Source organism: Pseudomonas sp. LH21 (genome assembly GCF_036549575.1).
In the GTDB taxonomy this organism is placed as follows: Bacteria; Pseudomonadota; Gammaproteobacteria; order Pseudomonadales; family Pseudomonadaceae; genus Aquipseudomonas; species Aquipseudomonas peradeniyensis.
In genome coordinates this window covers 5,815,581-5,834,335 of the sequence record NZ_CP144367.1, presented here as the reverse complement: position 1 = coordinate 5,834,335, position 18,755 = coordinate 5,815,581, and the positions used below count along the sequence as shown (strand labels likewise).

Annotated in this window: 9 protein-coding genes, 2 tRNA genes, 4 rRNA genes and 1 pseudogene; 9 read left to right on the top strand and 7 right to left on the bottom strand. The window is 60.7% G+C overall.

Going from position 1 to position 18,755, the window contains the following annotated elements; all coding sequences use genetic code 11:
* The first annotated feature begins 12 nt into the window (after window positions 1-12).
* The 7 genes from VUG52_RS26470 to rrf (VUG52_RS26440) all read left to right on the top strand — a co-directional run bounded on the left by VUG52_RS26470 (window position 13) and on the right by rrf (VUG52_RS26440) (window position 7,204).
* The gene (locus VUG52_RS26470) at window positions 13-1,233 is read left to right on the top strand and encodes a CaiB/BaiF CoA transferase family protein (RefSeq protein WP_050707503.1); all 1,221 of its coding nucleotides are present in this window, start codon (window positions 13-15) and stop codon (window positions 1,231-1,233) included.
* Between the two features lie 590 nt (window positions 1,234-1,823).
* Window positions 1,824-3,360: ribosomal RNA gene (locus tag VUG52_RS26465) — 16S ribosomal RNA — on the top strand.
* Between the two features lie 77 nt (window positions 3,361-3,437).
* Window positions 3,438-3,514 (top strand) — tRNA-Ile (locus VUG52_RS26460).
* 6 nt (window positions 3,515-3,520) lie between these two features.
* Window positions 3,521-3,596 (top strand) — tRNA-Ala (locus VUG52_RS26455).
* 242 nt (window positions 3,597-3,838) lie between these two features.
* Window positions 3,839-6,731: ribosomal RNA gene (locus tag VUG52_RS26450) — 23S ribosomal RNA — on the top strand.
* 132 nt (window positions 6,732-6,863) lie between these two features.
* Window positions 6,864-6,979: ribosomal RNA gene (gene rrf, locus VUG52_RS26445) — 5S ribosomal RNA — on the top strand.
* A 109-nt stretch (window positions 6,980-7,088) separates the two neighbouring features.
* A 5S ribosomal RNA gene (gene rrf, locus VUG52_RS26440) occupies window positions 7,089-7,204 on the top strand.
* The 16S, 23S and 5S rRNA genes sit together here with 2 tRNA genes alongside, the layout of an rRNA operon.
* Window positions 7,205-7,558: 354 nt before the next feature.
* On the opposite strand, the gene VUG52_RS26435 is transcribed toward rrf (VUG52_RS26440), so the two are convergent.
* From VUG52_RS26435 to VUG52_RS26410, 6 genes and pseudogenes are all read right to left on the bottom strand, one after another.
* Window positions 7,559-8,026 carry an SRPBCC family protein gene (locus VUG52_RS26435; protein WP_050707502.1) on the bottom strand — a complete coding sequence of 156 codons (468 nt, stop codon included), beginning with the start codon at window positions 8,024-8,026 and terminating at the stop codon, window positions 7,559-7,561.
* Between the two features lie 31 nt (window positions 8,027-8,057).
* Window positions 8,058-11,490 (bottom strand): annotated as a pseudogene (locus VUG52_RS26430) (amino acid adenylation domain-containing protein).
* Between the two features lie 10 nt (window positions 11,491-11,500).
* A complete protein-coding gene (locus tag VUG52_RS26425) occupies window positions 11,501-12,430 on the bottom strand; it encodes a diiron oxygenase (RefSeq protein ID WP_262950780.1) in 930 nt (309 codons plus the stop codon).
* Window positions 12,427-13,203, bottom strand: coding sequence for a DUF3050 domain-containing protein (locus tag VUG52_RS26420; protein WP_331832271.1), 777 nt, complete (start codon window positions 13,201-13,203; stop codon window positions 12,427-12,429). The genes VUG52_RS26425 and VUG52_RS26420 overlap by 4 nt, the downstream gene beginning before the upstream one ends.
* 601 nt (window positions 13,204-13,804) lie before the next feature.
* On the bottom strand, window positions 13,805-14,371 hold the full coding sequence (locus VUG52_RS26415) for a hypothetical protein (protein ID WP_156329681.1): 567 nt from the start codon (window positions 14,369-14,371) through the stop codon (window positions 13,805-13,807).
* Between the two features lie 79 nt (window positions 14,372-14,450).
* Window positions 14,451-15,143, bottom strand: coding sequence for a GntR family transcriptional regulator (locus tag VUG52_RS26410; RefSeq protein ID WP_050707497.1), 693 nt, complete (start codon window positions 15,141-15,143; stop codon window positions 14,451-14,453).
* Between the two features lie 271 nt (window positions 15,144-15,414).
* Between VUG52_RS26410 and lapG the strand changes: the two genes are divergently transcribed.
* Window positions 15,415-16,116, top strand: a complete 702-nt coding sequence (lapG, locus tag VUG52_RS26405) for a cysteine protease LapG (protein WP_256206043.1) — start codon at window positions 15,415-15,417, stop codon at window positions 16,114-16,116.
* Window positions 16,117-16,126: 10 nt separating this feature from the next.
* Window positions 16,127-18,073, top strand: a complete 1,947-nt coding sequence (lapD, locus tag VUG52_RS26400; RefSeq protein WP_050707495.1) for a cyclic di-GMP receptor LapD — start codon at window positions 16,127-16,129, stop codon at window positions 18,071-18,073.
* Window positions 18,074-18,274: 201 nt separating this feature from the next.
* Here the strand turns inward: lapD and VUG52_RS26395 are convergent, their stop codons facing one another.
* Window positions 18,275-18,616, bottom strand: coding sequence for a hypothetical protein (locus VUG52_RS26395; RefSeq protein ID WP_050707494.1), 342 nt, complete (start codon window positions 18,614-18,616; stop codon window positions 18,275-18,277).
* Between the last annotated feature and the right edge of the window lie 139 nt (window positions 18,617-18,755).

Sequence of the window (18,755 nt, the reverse complement as noted above, 5' to 3'; positions counted from 1 at the left end):
AGGAGCCAGGCCATGGGCGCGCTTTCCCATCTGCGGGTGTTGGATCTCTCCCGGGTACTGGCCGGGCCCTGGTCCGGCCAGATCCTGGCTGACCTTGGCGCCGATGTGATCAAGGTCGAACGTCCGGGGGCGGGTGACGACACCCGCTCCTGGGGGCCGCCTTTCCTGCGCGATGTTCAGGGCGAGAATACCAGCGAGGCGGCCTACTACCTGTCGGCCAACCGCAACAAGCGCTCGGTGACCATCGACTTCACCCAGCCGGAAGGCCAGCGCCTGGTGCGTGAGCTGGCGGCGAAGTCGGATATCGTCATCGAGAACTTCAAGGTAGGCGGGCTGGCGGCCTATGGGCTGGACTATCAAAGCCTGAAGGCGGTCAACCCGAAGCTCATCTACTGCTCGATCACCGGCTTCGGCCAGACCGGGCCATATGCCAAGCGTGCCGGCTACGACTTCATGATCCAGGGGCTGGGTGGGCTGATGAGCCTGACCGGTCGCCCGGAGGGGGAGGAGGGCGCCGGGCCGATGAAGGTCGGGGTGGCCCTGACCGACATCCTCACCGGGCTGTATTCCACCGTGGCGATCCTGGCGGCCCTGGCGCACCGTGACCAGGCCGGTATTGGCCAGCACATCGACATGGCGTTGCTGGATGTCCAGGTGGCCTGCCTGGCCAACCAGGCAATGAACTACCTCACCACCGGTACCGCGCCTCGTCGGCTGGGCAATGCGCACCCGAACATCGTGCCGTACCAGGATTTCCCGACGGCCGATGGCAACTTCATTCTTACCGTGGGCAATGACGGGCAGTTCCGCAAGTTCGCGGAAGTGGCCGGGCAGGCGCACTGGGCGGATGATCCACGCTTTGCCACCAATAAACAGCGGGTGGCCAATCGCGCCGAGCTGATTCCGCTGATTCGCCAGGCCACGGTGTTCAAGACTACGGCCGAGTGGGTGAGCGAGCTGGAGAAGGCAGGCGTGCCGTGCGGACCGATCAACGACCTGGCACAGATGTTCCAGGATCCGCAGGTGGTGGCCCGTGGGCTGGCAGTGAATGTTCCTCATCCGTTGGCAGGGAGCGTGCCGCAGGTGGCCAGCCCGATCCGGTTGTCGGAGACGCCGGTGGAATATCGGCAGGCGCCGCCGTTGCTGGGGGAGCATACCGAGGCGGTGCTTGGCGATGTGCTGGGGTTGGATGAGGCAGCGGTGCAGCGACTCCGGGCTGCCGGGGTGTTGTGACGCGCTACCTATATAGGAAGGGGTGGGGAGGCCGATAGGCCTCCCTGCTTTTGTTTTGGGGCTGCTTATATAGGTACCAGGGCTCCTGACGCGATCTTTTTGATTTTTATGAAATTAACGGTTGACGCCCTCTCAGATCCCCTTATAATGCGCCCCACTTCCAGCGACATCGGGACGAAAAACTCCTTGAATATCAATGAGTTGATTGTTGAAGAGGGTTGCGGAGGTGCTTCGATCATCTGATCGGCAGCGGTGAAAAAGGCAGTTGACAGCAGGTTGTAACGCTGTATGATTCGCCTCCCGCTACGAGAGATCGCAGCGAGTCAAGTGTTTGAAGTGAAACGAAAAACTTCAAAATAAACGCTTGACACGAAATGAGGAAAGCGTAGAATGCGCGCCTCGGTTGAGACGAAAAGCTCTTAGCCAAACGCTCTTTAACAAATTGAATCAAGCAATTCGTGTGGGTGCTTGTGAGTATGGACTGATAGTCGCCAAGATTATCAGCATCACAAGTGGCCATGCGAGAAATCACATAGTCATTTGAGATTGCTGAGCCAAGTTTAGGGTTTCTTAAAAACCCAAGCAGTATTGAACTGAAGAGTTTGATCATGGCTCAGATTGAACGCTGGCGGCAGGCCTAACACATGCAAGTCGAGCGGATGACGGGAGCTTGCTCCTTGATTCAGCGGCGGACGGGTGAGTAATGCCTAGGAATCTGCCTGGTAGTGGGGGACAACGTTTCGAAAGGAACGCTAATACCGCATACGTCCTACGGGAGAAAGCAGGGGACCTTCGGGCCTTGCGCTATCAGATGAGCCTAGGTCGGATTAGCTAGTAGGTGAGGTAATGGCTCACCTAGGCGACGATCCGTAACTGGTCTGAGAGGATGATCAGTCACACTGGAACTGAGACACGGTCCAGACTCCTACGGGAGGCAGCAGTGGGGAATATTGGACAATGGGCGAAAGCCTGATCCAGCCATGCCGCGTGTGTGAAGAAGGTCTTCGGATTGTAAAGCACTTTAAGTTGGGAGGAAGGGCAGTAAGCTAATACCTTGCTGTTTTGACGTTACCGACAGAATAAGCACCGGCTAACTCTGTGCCAGCAGCCGCGGTAATACAGAGGGTGCAAGCGTTAATCGGAATTACTGGGCGTAAAGCGCGCGTAGGTGGTTCGTTAAGTTGGATGTGAAAGCCCCGGGCTCAACCTGGGAACTGCATCCAAAACTGGCGAGCTAGAGTATGGTAGAGGGTGGTGGAATTTCCTGTGTAGCGGTGAAATGCGTAGATATAGGAAGGAACACCAGTGGCGAAGGCGACCACCTGGACTGATACTGACACTGAGGTGCGAAAGCGTGGGGAGCAAACAGGATTAGATACCCTGGTAGTCCACGCCGTAAACGATGTCAACTAGCCGTTGGAATCCTTGAGATTTTAGTGGCGCAGCTAACGCATTAAGTTGACCGCCTGGGGAGTACGGCCGCAAGGTTAAAACTCAAATGAATTGACGGGGGCCCGCACAAGCGGTGGAGCATGTGGTTTAATTCGAAGCAACGCGAAGAACCTTACCAGGCCTTGACATGCAGAGAACTTTCCAGAGATGGATTGGTGCCTTCGGGAACTCTGACACAGGTGCTGCATGGCTGTCGTCAGCTCGTGTCGTGAGATGTTGGGTTAAGTCCCGTAACGAGCGCAACCCTTGTCCTTAGTTACCAGCACGTTATGGTGGGCACTCTAAGGAGACTGCCGGTGACAAACCGGAGGAAGGTGGGGATGACGTCAAGTCATCATGGCCCTTACGGCCTGGGCTACACACGTGCTACAATGGTCGGTACAGAGGGTTGCCAAGCCGCGAGGTGGAGCTAATCTCACAAAACCGATCGTAGTCCGGATCGCAGTCTGCAACTCGACTGCGTGAAGTCGGAATCGCTAGTAATCGCAAATCAGAATGTTGCGGTGAATACGTTCCCGGGCCTTGTACACACCGCCCGTCACACCATGGGAGTGGGTTGCACCAGAAGTAGCTAGTCTAACCTTCGGGAGGACGGTTACCACGGTGTGATTCATGACTGGGGTGAAGTCGTAACAAGGTAGCCGTAGGGGAACCTGCGGCTGGATCACCTCCTTAATCGAAGACATCAGCCTGCTGATGAGCTCCCACACGAATTGCTTGATTCATATGTGAAGACGATCAAGACCCTATATAGGTCTGTAGCTCAGTTGGTTAGAGCGCACCCCTGATAAGGGTGAGGTCGGCAGTTCAAATCTGCCCAGACCTACCAATATGCGGGGCCATAGCTCAGCTGGGAGAGCGCCTGCCTTGCACGCAGGAGGTCAGCGGTTCGATCCCGCTTGGCTCCACCACTTTCTGTTGTGTCTACTTGATCAGAACTTAGAAATGAACATTCGGCGATGAATGTTGATTTCTGACTTTTGTCAGATCGTTCTTTAAAAATTCGGATATGTGATAGATAGACTGAATGCCAGTTTCACTGCTGGTTATTCAGGCTAAGGTAAAATTTGTGAGTTCTGCTCAGCAATGAGCGAAATGCGAATTTTCGGCGAATGTCGTCTTCACAGTATAACCAGATTGCTTGGGGTTATATGGTCAAGTGAAGAAGCGCATACGGTGGATGCCTTGGCAGTCAGAGGCGATGAAAGACGTGGTAGCCTGCGATAAGCTTTGGGGAGTCGGCAAACAGACTGTGATCCAGAGATCTCTGAATGGGGGAACCCAGCCAGCATAAGCTGGTTATCTTGTACTGAATACATAGGTGCAAGAGGCGAACCAGGGGAACTGAAACATCTAAGTACCCTGAGGAAAAGAAATCAACCGAGATTCCCTTAGTAGTGGCGAGCGAACGGGGACCAGCCCTTAAGCTGGTTTGAGATTAGTGGAACGCTCTGGAAAGTGCGGCCATAGTGGGTGATAGCCCCGTACACGAAAATCTCTTGCCAGTGAAATCGAGTAGGACGGAGCACGAGAAACTTTGTCTGAACATGGGGGGACCATCCTCCAAGGCTAAATACTACTGACTGACCGATAGTGAACCAGTACCGTGAGGGAAAGGCGAAAAGAACCCCGGAGAGGGGAGTGAAATAGAACCTGAAACCGTATGCGTACAAGCAGTGGGAGCCTACTTCGTTAGGTGACTGCGTACCTTTTGTATAATGGGTCAGCGACTTATATTCAGTGGCGAGCTTAACCGAATAGGGGAGGCGTAGCGAAAGCGAGTCTTAATAGGGCGCTTTAGTCGCTGGGTATAGACCCGAAACCGGGCGATCTATCCATGGGCAGGTTGAAGGTTAGGTAACACTGACTGGAGGACCGAACCGACTACCGTTGAAAAGTTAGCGGATGACCTGTGGATCGGAGTGAAAGGCTAATCAAGCTCGGAGATAGCTGGTTCTCCTCGAAAGCTATTTAGGTAGCGCCTCATGTATCACTGTAGGGGGTAGAGCACTGTTTCGGCTAGGGGGTCATCCCGACTTACCAAACCGATGCAAACTCCGAATACCTACAAGTGCCGAGCATGGGAGACACACGGCGGGTGCTAACGTCCGTCGTGAAAAGGGAAACAACCCAGACCGTCAGCTAAGGTCCCAAAGTCATGGTTAAGTGGGAAACGATGTGGGAAGGCTTAGACAGCTAGGAGGTTGGCTTAGAAGCAGCCACCCTTTAAAGAAAGCGTAATAGCTCACTAGTCGAGTCGGCCTGCGCGGAAGATGTAACGGGGCTCAAACCATGCACCGAAGCTACGGGTATCACCTTTGGTGATGCGGTAGAGGAGCGTTCTGTAAGCCTGTGAAGGTGAGTTGAGAAGCTTGCTGGAGGTATCAGAAGTGCGAATGCTGACATGAGTAACGACAATGCGAGTGAAAAACTCGCACGCCGAAAGACCAAGGTTTCCTGCGCAACGTTAATCGACGCAGGGTTAGTCGGTCCCTAAGGCGAGGCTGAAAAGCGTAGTCGATGGAAAACAGGTTAATATTCCTGTACTTCCAGTTATTGCGATGGAGGGACGGAGAAGGCTAGGCCAGCTTGGCGTTGGTTGTCCAAGTTTAAGGTGGTAGGCTGAGATCTTAGGCAAATCCGGGATCTCAAGGCCGAGAGCTGATGACGAGTGCTCTTTAGAGCGCGAAGTGGTTGATGCCATGCTTCCAAGAAAAGCTCCTAAGCTTCAGATAACTGGGAACCGTACCCCAAACCGACACAGGTGGTTAGGTAGAGAATACCAAGGCGCTTGAGAGAACTCGGGTGAAGGAACTAGGCAAAATGGCACCGTAACTTCGGGAGAAGGTGCGCCGGTGAGGGTGAAGCACTTGCTGCGTAAGCCCACGCCGGTCGAAGATACCAGGCCGCTGCGACTGTTTATTAAAAACACAGCACTCTGCAAACACGAAAGTGGACGTATAGGGTGTGACGCCTGCCCGGTGCCGGAAGGTTAATTGATGGGGTTAGCGCAAGCGAAGCTCTTGATCGAAGCCCCGGTAAACGGCGGCCGTAACTATAACGGTCCTAAGGTAGCGAAATTCCTTGTCGGGTAAGTTCCGACCTGCACGAATGGCGTAACGATGGCGGCGCTGTCTCCACCCGAGACTCAGTGAAATTGAAATCGCTGTGAAGATGCAGTGTATCCGCGGCTAGACGGAAAGACCCCGTGAACCTTTACTATAGCTTTGCACTGGACTTTGAGCTTGCTTGTGTAGGATAGGTGGGAGGCTTTGAAGTGGGGACGCCAGTTCTCATGGAGCCATCCTTGAAATACCACCCTGGCAACCTTGAGGTTCTAACTCAGGTCCGTTATCCGGATCGAGGACAGTGTATGGTGGGTAGTTTGACTGGGGCGGTCTCCTCCCAAAGAGTAACGGAGGAGTACGAAGGTGCGCTCAGACCGGTCGGAAATCGGTCGTAGAGTATAAAGGCAAAAGCGCGCTTGACTGCGAGACACACACGTCGAGCAGGTACGAAAGTAGGTCTTAGTGATCCGGTGGTTCTGTATGGAAGGGCCATCGCTCAACGGATAAAAGGTACTCCGGGGATAACAGGCTGATACCGCCCAAGAGTTCATATCGACGGCGGTGTTTGGCACCTCGATGTCGGCTCATCACATCCTGGGGCTGAAGCCGGTCCCAAGGGTATGGCTGTTCGCCATTTAAAGTGGTACGCGAGCTGGGTTTAGAACGTCGTGAGACAGTTCGGTCCCTATCTGCCGTGGACGTTTGAGATTTGAGAGGGGCTGCTCCTAGTACGAGAGGACCGGAGTGGACGAACCTCTGGTGTTCCGGTTGTCACGCCAGTGGCATTGCCGGGTAGCTATGTTCGGAAGAGATAACCGCTGAAAGCATCTAAGCGGGAAACTTGCCTCAAGATGAGATCTCACTGGAGCCTTGAGCTCCCTGAAGGGCCGTCGAAGACTACGACGTTGATAGGTTGGGTGTGTAAGCGCTGTGAGGCGTTGAGCTAACCAATACTAATTGCCCGTGAGGCTTGACCATATAACACCCAAGCAATTTGCGCCGAGGCCAAATTGTGGTGGTGAAGACGAAAGAACCGAAAGTTCGCAACATCACAAATCGCATATCCGAATTCGCTGGAGTATCCATCTGGATGTTCTGGCAACAGAATTTCTTGACGACCATAGAGCATTGGAACCACCTGATCCCATCCCGAACTCAGCAGTGAAACGATGCATCGCCGATGGTAGTGTGGGGTTTCCCCATGTGAGAGTAGGTCATCGTCAAGATTCATTTCGCAAAACCCCTATCTGCGTAAGCAGGTAGGGGTTTTGTCTTTAAGTAGAGAGTACAGAGATTCGCTGGCACGTCCTTCGGACGGACCGGCACACAGAATTTCTTGACGACCATAGAGCATTGGAACCACCTGATCCCATCCCGAACTCAGCAGTGAAACGATGCATCGCCGATGGTAGTGTGGGGTTTCCCCATGTGAGAGTAGGTCATCGTCAAGATTCAATTCCAAAGCCCCTGATCGCGATGCGGTCGGGGGCTTTGTCTTTTCAGGGCTTCGATGATCGAGCTCCCTGGGCTGTCGCGAAGGGAACAGCATTCCCAGGCACAGCACGGCCCCTGTGGGAGCGGGTTTACCCGCGAAGAATCCAACGCGGAGCCTGGCACCGGCTACGCCGGTGTTCGCGGGTAAACCCGCTCCCACAGGGGCGCGGATTACCAGTGAACTCTGTTCCTTGCACGTCAGCGTAGCCCGAACGTCTATCCCCCGACCCTTGATATCCAAGACAAAAAAAGGCCGCTCCCGGTTGGGAGCGGCCTTTTTGCTCTCGGGGCATACGCCCCTGCCAGTGGGATCAGCTCAGCAGATTACGCACATTGCCCATCGCCTCGTCGGCAAAGCCCTGCAGGAACGCCTGGAAGCCCGGCAGGGCCTCTGGACCACCCTCCCAGGGCTCGGCCTGGATGGTCCAGGTCGCACGGCTGCGGCTGGCATCGATCACCTGCACTTGCATGGCAGCCCACAGGTTGCCGATATTCAGGCTGGTGTAGATCAGGCTCCAGGTCATGTGCATGGCCTGCTCGTCACGGCTGTTCAACTGCTCGATCACCACGTTGCCATCCTTGAACAGCTTCTTGCGCACTGAGCGCACGCCAGTGCCGGTCATCTCGATATGCGCCAGCGCCGGGATGAACACCGGGAAGCCAGCGAAATTGCCGACGATGTTCCACACGCTGGCGGCCGGGGCGGCGATTTCGACGCTGGAAACCACCAGGCAGCCTTGCGGGTTGCGGATCAGGGTGTCGGGTTTGAGTGCTTGCATGGGATGTTGCTCCTGTTGTGGATAAAAGGGGTCAGATGAAGCCGATGTCGGCCAGGTAGCGGCAGCCCGCGGCTGAGCAGCGCCGGGTCCTTGCTCGGGTAACGGGCGCCCATGCGCTGAACGCCGGCACGGGCGTTGTCGTGGGCGATACCGGAGATGTCGCCGATGTCTTCCTCGAAGCCGTCCAGGTAGAAGCCCAGGACGTCGTACAGCGCGTTATCGCGGTCGACGCGGGCCAACTGGCGTTGCCACTGCTCGACGCTGACCAGCTCGAAGGCGTGGCCCTGTGCATGGAACGACGCCAGGTAGTCACGCCAGCGCAGCGGTTCGGGGTTGTGCAGGTTGAACACGCATTGGCCAGCCTGGTGGCGGCTGCTGTGGAAGGCGATGAAACGGGACAGGAAGTCCACCGGCATGAGGTCGAAGTCGATCTCCAGCCCCGGCACCTGGCCCAGTTGCAGCGAACCCTTTAGCATCAGCATCAGCCGGTTGCGCTGGGGCTGGCAGGCGCCCGTACGGCTGTCGAAAGTGATGTTGCCGGGGCGGAACAGGTTGACCCACACGCCCTGCTCGCGGGCGCGGCTGAGGATGCGCTCACCGACCCATTTGCTCAGGTTGTAGCCATTGCGGATGTAGATCGGCGGGGTACTGGCGGGGTCGCTTTCCAGCACGCGGCCGTCGTTGTCCACCGCGCTGCACGCGGACAGGGTCGAGACGAAGTTGAAGATCTTCTTGCGTCGGCCTTCGCACAACCGCAGGCACTCGAACAACGGCTCGATGTTGTCGGCGGCCAGCACCTCGTAGTCGAGCACATGGTTGACCTGCGCGGCGTTGTGCAGCAGGGCGCCATAATGGTTGTCCAGGTCGTCGTAAGCGGCCTGGGACAAGCCCAGCAGCGGCTTGCGCAGGTCCGCCTCGAACACCCGTACGCGGCTCAGGTCCAGGGCAATATGGTTGTCCCGCAAGGCCTGGGCGAAGCGCTCCTCGGCGGACTGCCCACCGGCGCGGCGTACCAGGCAGGCGACTTCGGTGGCGCCCCACTCCAGCAGGGCTTCGACCAGGTGCACGCCAAGGAAGCTGTTGGCCCCGGTGACGATGACCTTGTGCACATCGCCCAGACGCTCCATCGGCAGCACCTGCAGGCCGAGATCGCGGTTGGCGTCCTGCTCCAGGCGCGCCAGGGAGGTCCGCAGCGCGTCATCGTTGCCGTCGAGCAGCGCGCCCAGGCGCTGCAGGGTCGGCTGCTCGATGAAACGGTTGATCGCCACACCCTGGCCGAAGTGTTCCCGGATCTCCAGCAACAGGCGCGATAGCAGGATCGAGTGCCCGCCCAGGTTGAAGAAGCTGTCGTCCATGGAGATGTCGGCTGGCGGCAGTTCCAGCAATTCGCTCCACAGCTGCAGCAGGCGCTGCTCGGTCTCGGTCGCCGGCGCGATGCGCGCGTGCGTCGGCAGGGTCAGTGGCCGCGCCGACAACGCCCGGCGGTCTACCTTGCCGTTGGCCGTATAGGGCATGTGCTCCAGCACCTGGTAGAACATCGGACGCATGTAGTCCGGCAGGTGCCGTTCGGCATGATCGCGCAGCAAGGCTTGTGCATCGGCCCGCTGCGGATAGGCGAGGAAGGCCAGGATCCGGCGCTGTGCGTCGATCACCACCGCCACCTGGGCGAACAGCTGGCTGTCGCGCAGGCAGTGCTCGATCTCCTCGGGCTCGACCCGGAAACCTCGGATCTTCACCTGGTTGTCACGCCGTCCGCACAGCTCGATGCCCTGGGCGGTCCACTTGCCGATGTCTCCGGTGCGATAGGCACGCAGCGTGCGGCCGGCGGGCAGGCTCAACTCGACGAAGCGTTCGGCGGTGAGTGCCGGCTTGTTCAGATAGCCCAGGCCGACACCGGGCCCGGCGATGTAAAGCTCGCCCGGGGTCTGCTCCGCTACCGGTTGCAGTGCCTGATCGAGTATCAGCACCTGGGTGTTGGCGATCGGCAGGCCCAGGTTGCGGTTGCTGTCGCCGCTGGCGAACACCCGGGTGGTGGCCAGCACGGTGGTTTCCGTCGGCCCGTAGATGTTGTGCATCCGGCACTGACCGGCCAGGCGGGCGATGACCTCCGGCTCACAGACGTCGCCGCCGGTGATCAGGTGGCGCAGGCCGAGATGGAGATCGCGTGGCAGGATGCTCAGCAGGGCCGGTGGGAGGAACGCGTGGCTGACTTCCTGGCTGTGGATAAGTTGTACCAGTTGCTGCGGATCACGGCGCTGGTCTTCGCTGGGCAGCACCAGTTCGGCACCGCAGGCGAAGGTCGGCAGGATGTCCAGCAGCGAGGCATCGAAGCCGATGGTGGAGAACTGCAGTACTCGGCTGTGCCCGTCCAGGGCCACATGCTCGCGGTACCAGGCCATGAAGTGCGCCAGGTTGCGCTGGCTGAGCAGCACGCCCTTGGGCTGGCCGGTGGTGCCGGAGGTGTAGATCGCCACGCAGGCCTGCCCGGCGTGGGCCTGGCGCAGCGCCAGGCCAGGCAACGGCATGTCTGACGTCGTTGCGAGGCTGCGAACATCCACATGGGGGATATCCACAGGCACATGCCCGTCATGCAGCACGACGCAGGCACCGGCATCCTCGAGGATCGACTGGCGTCGTTCGGCCGGTGTGGCCGGGTCCAGCGGCAGGTAGATGGCCCCACAGCCCAGTACCGCCAGCAGGCTGGCATAAAGGTCGGGCGTCTTGTCCATGCACACGGCGACCACCGGTGGCTGTTCACAGGGTTCGGGCAGCAACGGCGCCAGGGTCTGCTGGATGGCGACGGTGCGGGCATGCAGCTGGCGATAGCTTGTGCGCTGGCCGGCGTGGTTCAGGGCGGAGCACTCGGCATGCAGGCGCAGGCTGTGCTCCAGTGTTTCGACCAGGCTCGTCTCGGCCTTCTCCAGCAGGTCGGCGCGCAGCGTGCGGTTGAACGGGTGGCGGTAGGCCAGTGCTTCCAGCCAGTCCAGGCCATGCTCGCGCTCCTGGTCGCCGGGGCTTACCGCGGGCGCTTCCTGCAAATGTGCAGGATTGCGGGCAAAGCGGGTGACCTGCAGGGCCAGTTGATCACACAAGGCCTGCAGGGCGTCTTCACGCAACTGCTGGCCGTTGCCGGAGCTTGGCGCGTGGATCGCCGCTCGCTGGATCAGCCGCTGGGCGCTGGCACTGCCGCACCAGCACAGGGCTTCGAGTTGCGGCAGGGGCTCGGCGAAGCTGGCGCCCAGGCGCAGCCTGAGAAGCGGCGTGTCACCCAGGGTCTGCCAGTCGCTGCTGCCCAGGGCCAGGCTGCCATCTTCCACCACCAGGTCCGGCCGGGCCGACAGGTGCTGGCGCAAGGCTTGCGCGCTGTCGGCGGTGGCCGAGCCATGGCCGTGCTCGTCGAGCAGGCGGGCGAATGCCTCCAGGGTGGGGCTGATGCCCACCAGGAGTATGTCGAGGCGTCTCATGTCCAGGTCCTCAGGGCAGGTAGTCGCGCAGGGCGTCTTGCACGCAGGGCGACTCGAGCATCGAGCTGCTGCGGAAGAAACGCAGGATGTTGCCCAGCAACGGATGCTGGTGATTGATCGGGTAGGCCAGGCCTTGCGCTTCCTCGCACAGGGCCTGGCGCACCGTTTCGTTCACCGGCAAGGCGGCGATCAGGGCGCAGTCGAAAGCCTGCTGGATGTCGCTGGTCAGGTACTGGCGCAGGAACAGCGGCAGTACCTTGGCGATCGCCTGGCGATCCGCTTGCGGCGCGGTGTGCCAGTAGATGCGCGTCAGCCGCGCCCAGAAGCTGGAATGGCGGCCTTCATCCAGCAGGTGATCGGCCATCAGTCCCTTCACCGAGGGCTTGACCGAGTCGTCCTTGGCAAAGGCCGCGACATCGTCGGTCAGGGTGTTCTCGGCGATGCCCACGCAGATGAGCTCCAGCGCATCGCGCAGTGCCTCGGGCACTTGGTCCAGCACGGCCGGAATGGCGCGGCTGAGTTCGATCTCCTGGGGCAGGGCGATCGGCTCGATGCCGGTCAGGGCGATGGTCTGCTGCAGGAAGTCCATCGCCACCAGGGCGTGATAGTCCTCGTCCACCACCACGGTCATCGCGTCGTAGCGGCAGGCGAACGGGAAACGCACGGCAAAGCGATCCTTGGCGATGCGCCGGGCGGTGCGATCGACGATCTCGGTCTCGAAGATCACCACATCGTTGATGAACTTGTAGAGACTTTGCACCAGCACGAAATCACGCAGCTGCGGACATTCGCGCTGGAACGTCGCGCCGAGCACCAGGGGTTGGCGGCTCAGGGGGTAGATCAGTCGCTGGTCATCCTCCACCAGGCGCCGGGGCCGGGTGCGGATGGTCGCCCGAGCCTCCCAGGCCTCGGCAAAGGAGCGGTACTCGAGGGCATTCATGGGGTGACCTCGGCGACAGGTGTCTGCAGCGAGGCCCGCAGGCGGTCCCACAGCGCCATGCGGCTGTCCACCGCGGCGATGGCGGCCACGTAGACGTCCTCCTGGCGCAGTGGGTCGTGATCGACCAGGCGGGCCAGCAATTGTTCGGCGGCAGGCCCATGGTCCTCGGAGTCCACCTCGATGTGGCGTTGCAGGTAGTAACGGAAGGTCGGCGCCTGCTCGGTGCCGATGCCCCACTCGTCGAGGATCTGCTGGAACATCGCCGGGATCACGCTTTCCCGGCCGTGCAGGAAGGCGGCCGCGACCCGATGGGCCGGTGCGTCGAGGGCCACCTCGAGGGTGTCGCGGACGAATCGCTGGGCGGCTTCACTGGCACCGCAGCTCTGCAGGGCTTCGATGGCCGTGATGCCCTGCTGCTGCAGGCTGATGAAGCGGTCGATGGCCTGGGTGCTGGCGCCGACTTCGCGCATGGCATCCAGGTACAGCTCGAAGTGGCTGTAGTGGCCGTGGTCGAGACGGTCGTCCGATTCTTCGCCCAGCACGATCTCGTTGATCAGACGCGCAGCGGCCGGATCCGCCGGCGGTAGCCAGGGCAGGCTGACGCAGGTCAGCTCCTGCTGCAGGCGCTTGGTCAGTGACATGAAGTCCCAGACTGCAAAAACATGGGTTTCCATGAATCGGCGCAGTGTCTGCAGCGAGTCGATTTCGGAAAAGAGCGGGTGCAGGGAAAGTTCATGTTTTTTGTCGGAAAGTGTGCGCTTCAATGTGCTCATGATGAGGTCCGTTATGGATGGCATTCAGGGGTTAAGTTGCTCTGCACATCGTTCGTTATATAAATTCCAGGCGAAGTGATGCCTCGAATGAAATTTCGACATCGAACAACGAGTAGAGGCCGGCAGGGCTTGTCTGGCAAGGCGTCCACGGTGATGCCTGGCCGCCCTTGGCTGGCGCTATAAAAGTTAGAACAACTTCAAAGTTTGCCGCAATTGTTTTTTTGATTATTTTATGCTCGGACTTTTCTTGAAATATAAGTGCCCGAATAAAACTTTGAGTAAGTTTTATTTTGGCAATATGTGCTCCTTCCGATAAATAACGATCAGAAAAATAGACACAGAGTGAATGCCTCACTCGGAGCACTGATGAACGGAGATGGGAGAGTGACTATTGGAGGGCGGCTGATCGCGTGCGGTCCTTGCCCTGGTGCCAGATTCCTTCTGCAGGTGAATGAGGAGGCAGGCGGCCAGGTCCACGTCTGATGATCAGCGGCCGCTGCGGGGAGTAGAGTGTGCCCAAAATGCTGGCACTGCCATGGCCGTCAGCAGGCAGGGCAGAGGAAATATCCGCTTGGTCTGCGCCAGGAGGGCGGGGGAAGGGTCAGTAGCTGAGCAGCCCGAGGTGGCTGTTGAAGATGCGCACCAGGCGCTGGTTGAGCAACGAGGCATCGACCGATGGCAGCGGCAACTCGATCAGCTCAAGCTCCCGACGCACCAGGCTGTGCCAGCCGAGCATCGCCGCCAGGGAGCCAGGCGGGTAGAGCACGGTCATCGGTACATGCAAGGGCAGGTTGGTCGTGCTGAACTGTGGGCTGTCACAGCTTGAAACAAACAAGTGACGGGTCTGCCCCGGGCAAGCCTCCTGCACCTGCTGGATCAGGGCCAGGGCGATGTGTGCACCCAGCCCCTGGGCGAACATGGCGTGGGGCTGTCCGAGATAGGGTTGAAGCTGTTCGCGCAGGGCCTGGGTCAGGCGCCCGGCCACGGGCAGCGCGGCGGACTGTTCCAGGTCGGCAATGCTCGGGACATCGACCGCGACCAGTTCGATGGGGTCGCTGAGGGTCCTGGCCCAGGTGCGGTACTGGGCAAGTTGCTGCCGGGTGCTGGCCAGGCAGATCAGGCGGATCCTGGACGGTTGGTCGGGCGTGGTTTCCTGTCGCGTCTGCACGTGCACTGCCGTTCCTTGTGGCGGATCGTGTCTGCGCAGCGACGCGGTCGCTGAGGTCGGCTGCGCGGTTGAGCAGGGATCAGTTGCCCGATTGCCTGTCGAGGTAGCTCCTGATGGTGCGCGCGGCGTGATTCAGGTGCTCTTCCAGAAGCTCGATGGCCCTTTCCACCAGTTTGTCGCTGGCGGCGTCGACCAGGGCAATGTGGTCGTCCTGGGTGAGCTTGCCCAGCCCCATCGAGGACAGGTGGAAGCGCAGGAAGCGTTCCTCCTCGTTGAGCTCGATCTCGATCATGCGCAGCAGTTTCTGGTTTTGCGCCTTGCTGTAGAGGGCCATGTGGAACAGACGGTTGAGCCGGCCGATCTCGGCGTGGCGGGTCTCGCTCTCCAGCTGGCGGATATACGCCCTGGCCTGGGCGATGTCGTCGGCATCGAGCAGGGGGATCGACTGGCGCAGCGCCTCGGTCTCGAGCAGTACGCGCAGGGCGTAGGTGTCGACGGCGTCCTCGCCGATCAGTGGCGCCACCACGGCGCCTTTGTGCATCACCACCTGCAGCAGGGACTGCGCCTCGAGCTGACGCAGCGCTTCGCGCACGGGCATGCGGCTGACGCCGAACAGGGTCGCCAGCTCTTGCTGGCGCACGGCGGTGCCCGGTGGCAGGCGGCCGTCGAGGATGGCACTGCGCAGGCGCTCTTCTATGACACTGCGGGCCAGGTGCGGCGGTACCTGCTCGCTGCCCAGCACGGTGCTCAGGAGTTTGGGTTTCTCAGCCACGCGGGGTTCGCCTCGGCAACATGAAAATTGGATCCAATAACCCTAGTGAGGGAAGGGGGCGCTTGTCAAACGGATTGATCAAGCGGGTGCGCCATGGCGCACTCACGAAACGCGGCTATCGTGAAGCAAGTTGCCGGCATTGGGAAGATGGCCAAGGTCGCCAGCCCTTGTACGAAGCGGGTTTGCCGACAGTTGGCAGCACGGGCACCCGATGCCATTGTCTTTTCCCGCGCCAGCCCGCACCATCGCTGCTTTCGACTGATCTGAACGGGTGTCCGTAGTGGCGATACCTTGGCCTCGCAATGCAACCGTACGCCGGCTCGGCCTCGCCGTGCTGCTCGGCTGCCTGTGGCTGGGCGCTACCCAGGCGGATTGGGACTTCTCGCAGATCAGCCGCCGTGCGCAGGCATTGTATGGCCCGCTGGGGCCGGGGCAGGGGCGCATCGATGCCTGGCAGAACCTGCTGGCGGCGCAGAAGCAGGGCAGCGAGCTGGAGCAGTTGCAGGTGGTCAACCTGTTCTTCAACAAGCAGTTGCGCTACGTCGAGGACATCGACCTGTGGCACGAGGTCGACTACTGGGCCACGCCGGTGCAGTCGCTGATCAAGGGTGCGGGCGACTGCGAGGACTATGCCATCGCCAAGTACTTCAGCCTGCGGCGCATGGGCATCCCGGCGGAAAAGCTGCGCATCACCTACGTCAAGGCCTTGCGCCAGAACCGTGCGCACATGGTCCTGACCTATTATTCAAGCCCACAGGCCCAGCCTCTGGTGCTCGACAGCCTGATGGACGCGATCAAGCCGGCCAGCCAGCGCACCGACCTGCTGCCGGTGTATGCCTTCAATGGTGAAGGCCTGTGGCTGACCGGCGCTGGCGGCAACAAGAAGGTCGGCGACACCAAGCGCCTGTCGCGGTGGCAGGACTTGCTGAAGAAAATGCAGGCCGAAGGGTTCCCGGCCGAACCGGTTTACTGAAGGAGCACAGATGTCACTGTTCAAACAATTGCTGCTAGCCATTTGCCTGTTCCTGGTGGTCGCCTTCAGTGGCAGCTTCATGGTCAGCCTGGAGAGCTCGCGCAGCCAGTACGTCAACCAGCTGCGCTCCCATGCCCAGGATGCGGCGACCGCGCTGGCGCTGTCGCTGACACCGAACATCGACGACCCGGCGATGGTCGAGCTGATGGTCAGTTCGATCTTCGACAGTGGCTACTATTCGAGCATCAAGGTCATCGACCTGGACTCCAATGCCGTGCTGGTCGAGCGCCATGCCGAACCCGACGCGGGTGGCGTGCCGGGTTGGTTCATCCAGCTGATCGGCCTGGACCCGGCCGGTGGCGACGCCATCGTCAGCCGCGGCTGGCAGCAGGCGGCGCGGGTCGAGGTGATCAGCCATCCGATGTTCGCCCTGGCCAAGCTCTGGCAGAGCGCCCTGGGCAGCCTGGGCTGGCTGCTGCTGTGCGGCGCGGCAAGCGCGGTGCTCGGGGCGCTGCTGTTGCGTCGCCAACTGCGCCCGCTCGACTACATGGTGGCGCAGTCCCACGCCATTGCCCGCCGTGAATTCCTCAGCCTGCCGGAATTGCCGCGCACGCCCGAGCTGCGTCGGGTGGTGCAGGCGATGAACCAGATGGTCGAGAAACTCAAGGCGCTGTTCACCGAGCAGGCCGAGCGCAGCGAGAAGCTGCGTGCCGAGTCGTACCAGGACAGCCTTACCGGGTTGGCCAACCGTCGTTACTTCGAAATGCAGCTCAACGCCCGGGTCAGCAATCTGGAGGAGGCCCGTGCTGGCTACCTGCTGTTGCTGCGGGTCCAGGACCTGGCGGGCCTGAACGCGCGCCTGGGTGGCCAGCGCACCGACCAGCTGCTGCAGGCGGTGGGCGAGCAGTTGCGCCGCACCTGCGCGAACTTCCCCGAGACCAACGACCTGATCACCCGCAGCCGTGGCGGCGAGTTCGCGGTGCTGGCGCCGGGGATGGTGCATGACGAAGCGATCCAGCTGGCCCAGGCCCTGGAGACCACCTTGCAGAGCCTGCACGAGACCGGCGCCAGCGATGTCGACCCGGTAGCCTGCATCGGCCTGGCGCCCTACAGCCCCGGGGATGCCCCGCAAGCGCTGCTCAAGCTCGCCGACGAGGCCCTGGCTCGTGCCGAGAGCCAGCCCGCGCCGGGCTGGGTGTGCCTGGAGCAGGGCGCCGCAGGCCAGGCCGCCGACAGCCACCACGCCTGGCACACACGCCTGGACCAGGCGTTGGACAAGGGACAGTTCGAGCTGTTCTTCCAGCCCGTCGTGGACGCCAGGGCGCCAGAGCGGGTGCTGCACTACAAGGTCATCTCGCGCCTGCACGACGAGCAGGGCGAAGCCCTGGCCGCAGGCCGCTTCCTGCCGTGGCTGGAGCGCTTCGGCTGGATGGCGCGGCTGGACCTGCTGGTGCTGGAAAAAGTGCTCAAGCACTTGCAGGGGCATGGCGAGGCGCTGGCGCTGAACCTGTCGGCCGCGACCCTGGCCGATCCCAAGGCGCTGCAGCGGGTCTACGAGCTGCTGGGGCAGCATGGGGCGCTGGGACGGCGGCTGACCTTCGAGATCGGCGAGGAGCAACTGCCCGAACAATCGGTGCTGGAGCAGCTGACCCGACGCCTGCGCGCCCTGGGCTTCAGCCTGGCGCTGCAGCGCTTCGGCGGGCGCTTCAGCATGATCGGCAACCTCGCCCACCTGGGCCTGGCCTACCTGAAGATCGACGGTGGTTATATCCGCAACATCGACCAGGAGCGGCACAAGCGCCTGTTCATCGAGGCCATCCAGCGGGCGGCGCACAGCATCGACCTGCCGCTGATCGCCGAGCGGGTGGAGACCGAAGGGGAGCTGAAGGTACTACGGGAGATGGGCGTGCAGGGAATTCAAGGGCAACTGGTAGGTGGGCCGGCACCCTGGCGTTAGGTTAAAGCCTGTGGGAACGGATAAACCCGCTCTCATGGAACAAAACACTTGACTGAGGCAGCGTGGGAGCGGGCTTGCCCCGCGATGCGACGTTTGGCACCGGCTACGCCGGTGATCCGGGCGGTGCGGCGTTCCGACAAGCCCGCTCCCACGCTGGAACTCTGTTACCTGCGAGACAGCGTAGCCCGAAGGGCTGGGTGATCAGATCAACCCGCCGTTCTCATCGTCCTCTATCAAGTTGTTCAGGCCGCCTAGCGCCTCACGTGCGCTGGCACGACTGAGCAGCTTGGCCTGGGCGCCGGGCGGCAGGTCGGTGATACTGAACACCCCCTTGGCGGTCAGTACCTCGATCAGGTCCTCCAGCACCCGGATCATGTCCAGGTCGCTCTGCTTGAGCTGCTTGAGGCTGTTCTCGACAACGTTGTCGGCGAACCATTCCTGGATCTCGGCATTGTCTGCCGGGACCATGTCGTTGAAACCACCGAATTCGGCGGCTTCCACCCGCAGCAAACGGCCGTCAGCGTCGCGTTGCACGTAGAACATGGCGGCGTCCCTCGTCACGATGAATCCTTTTTGGTAGTCAGCAGCATAGGCAAAGTTCACCGGGCATGTAAGCCCGGTGCACGAGTATGCGCGTGAAGGGATGGCTGGAAAAGCCCGCGCCCCCGACGCCGGCCCTTGC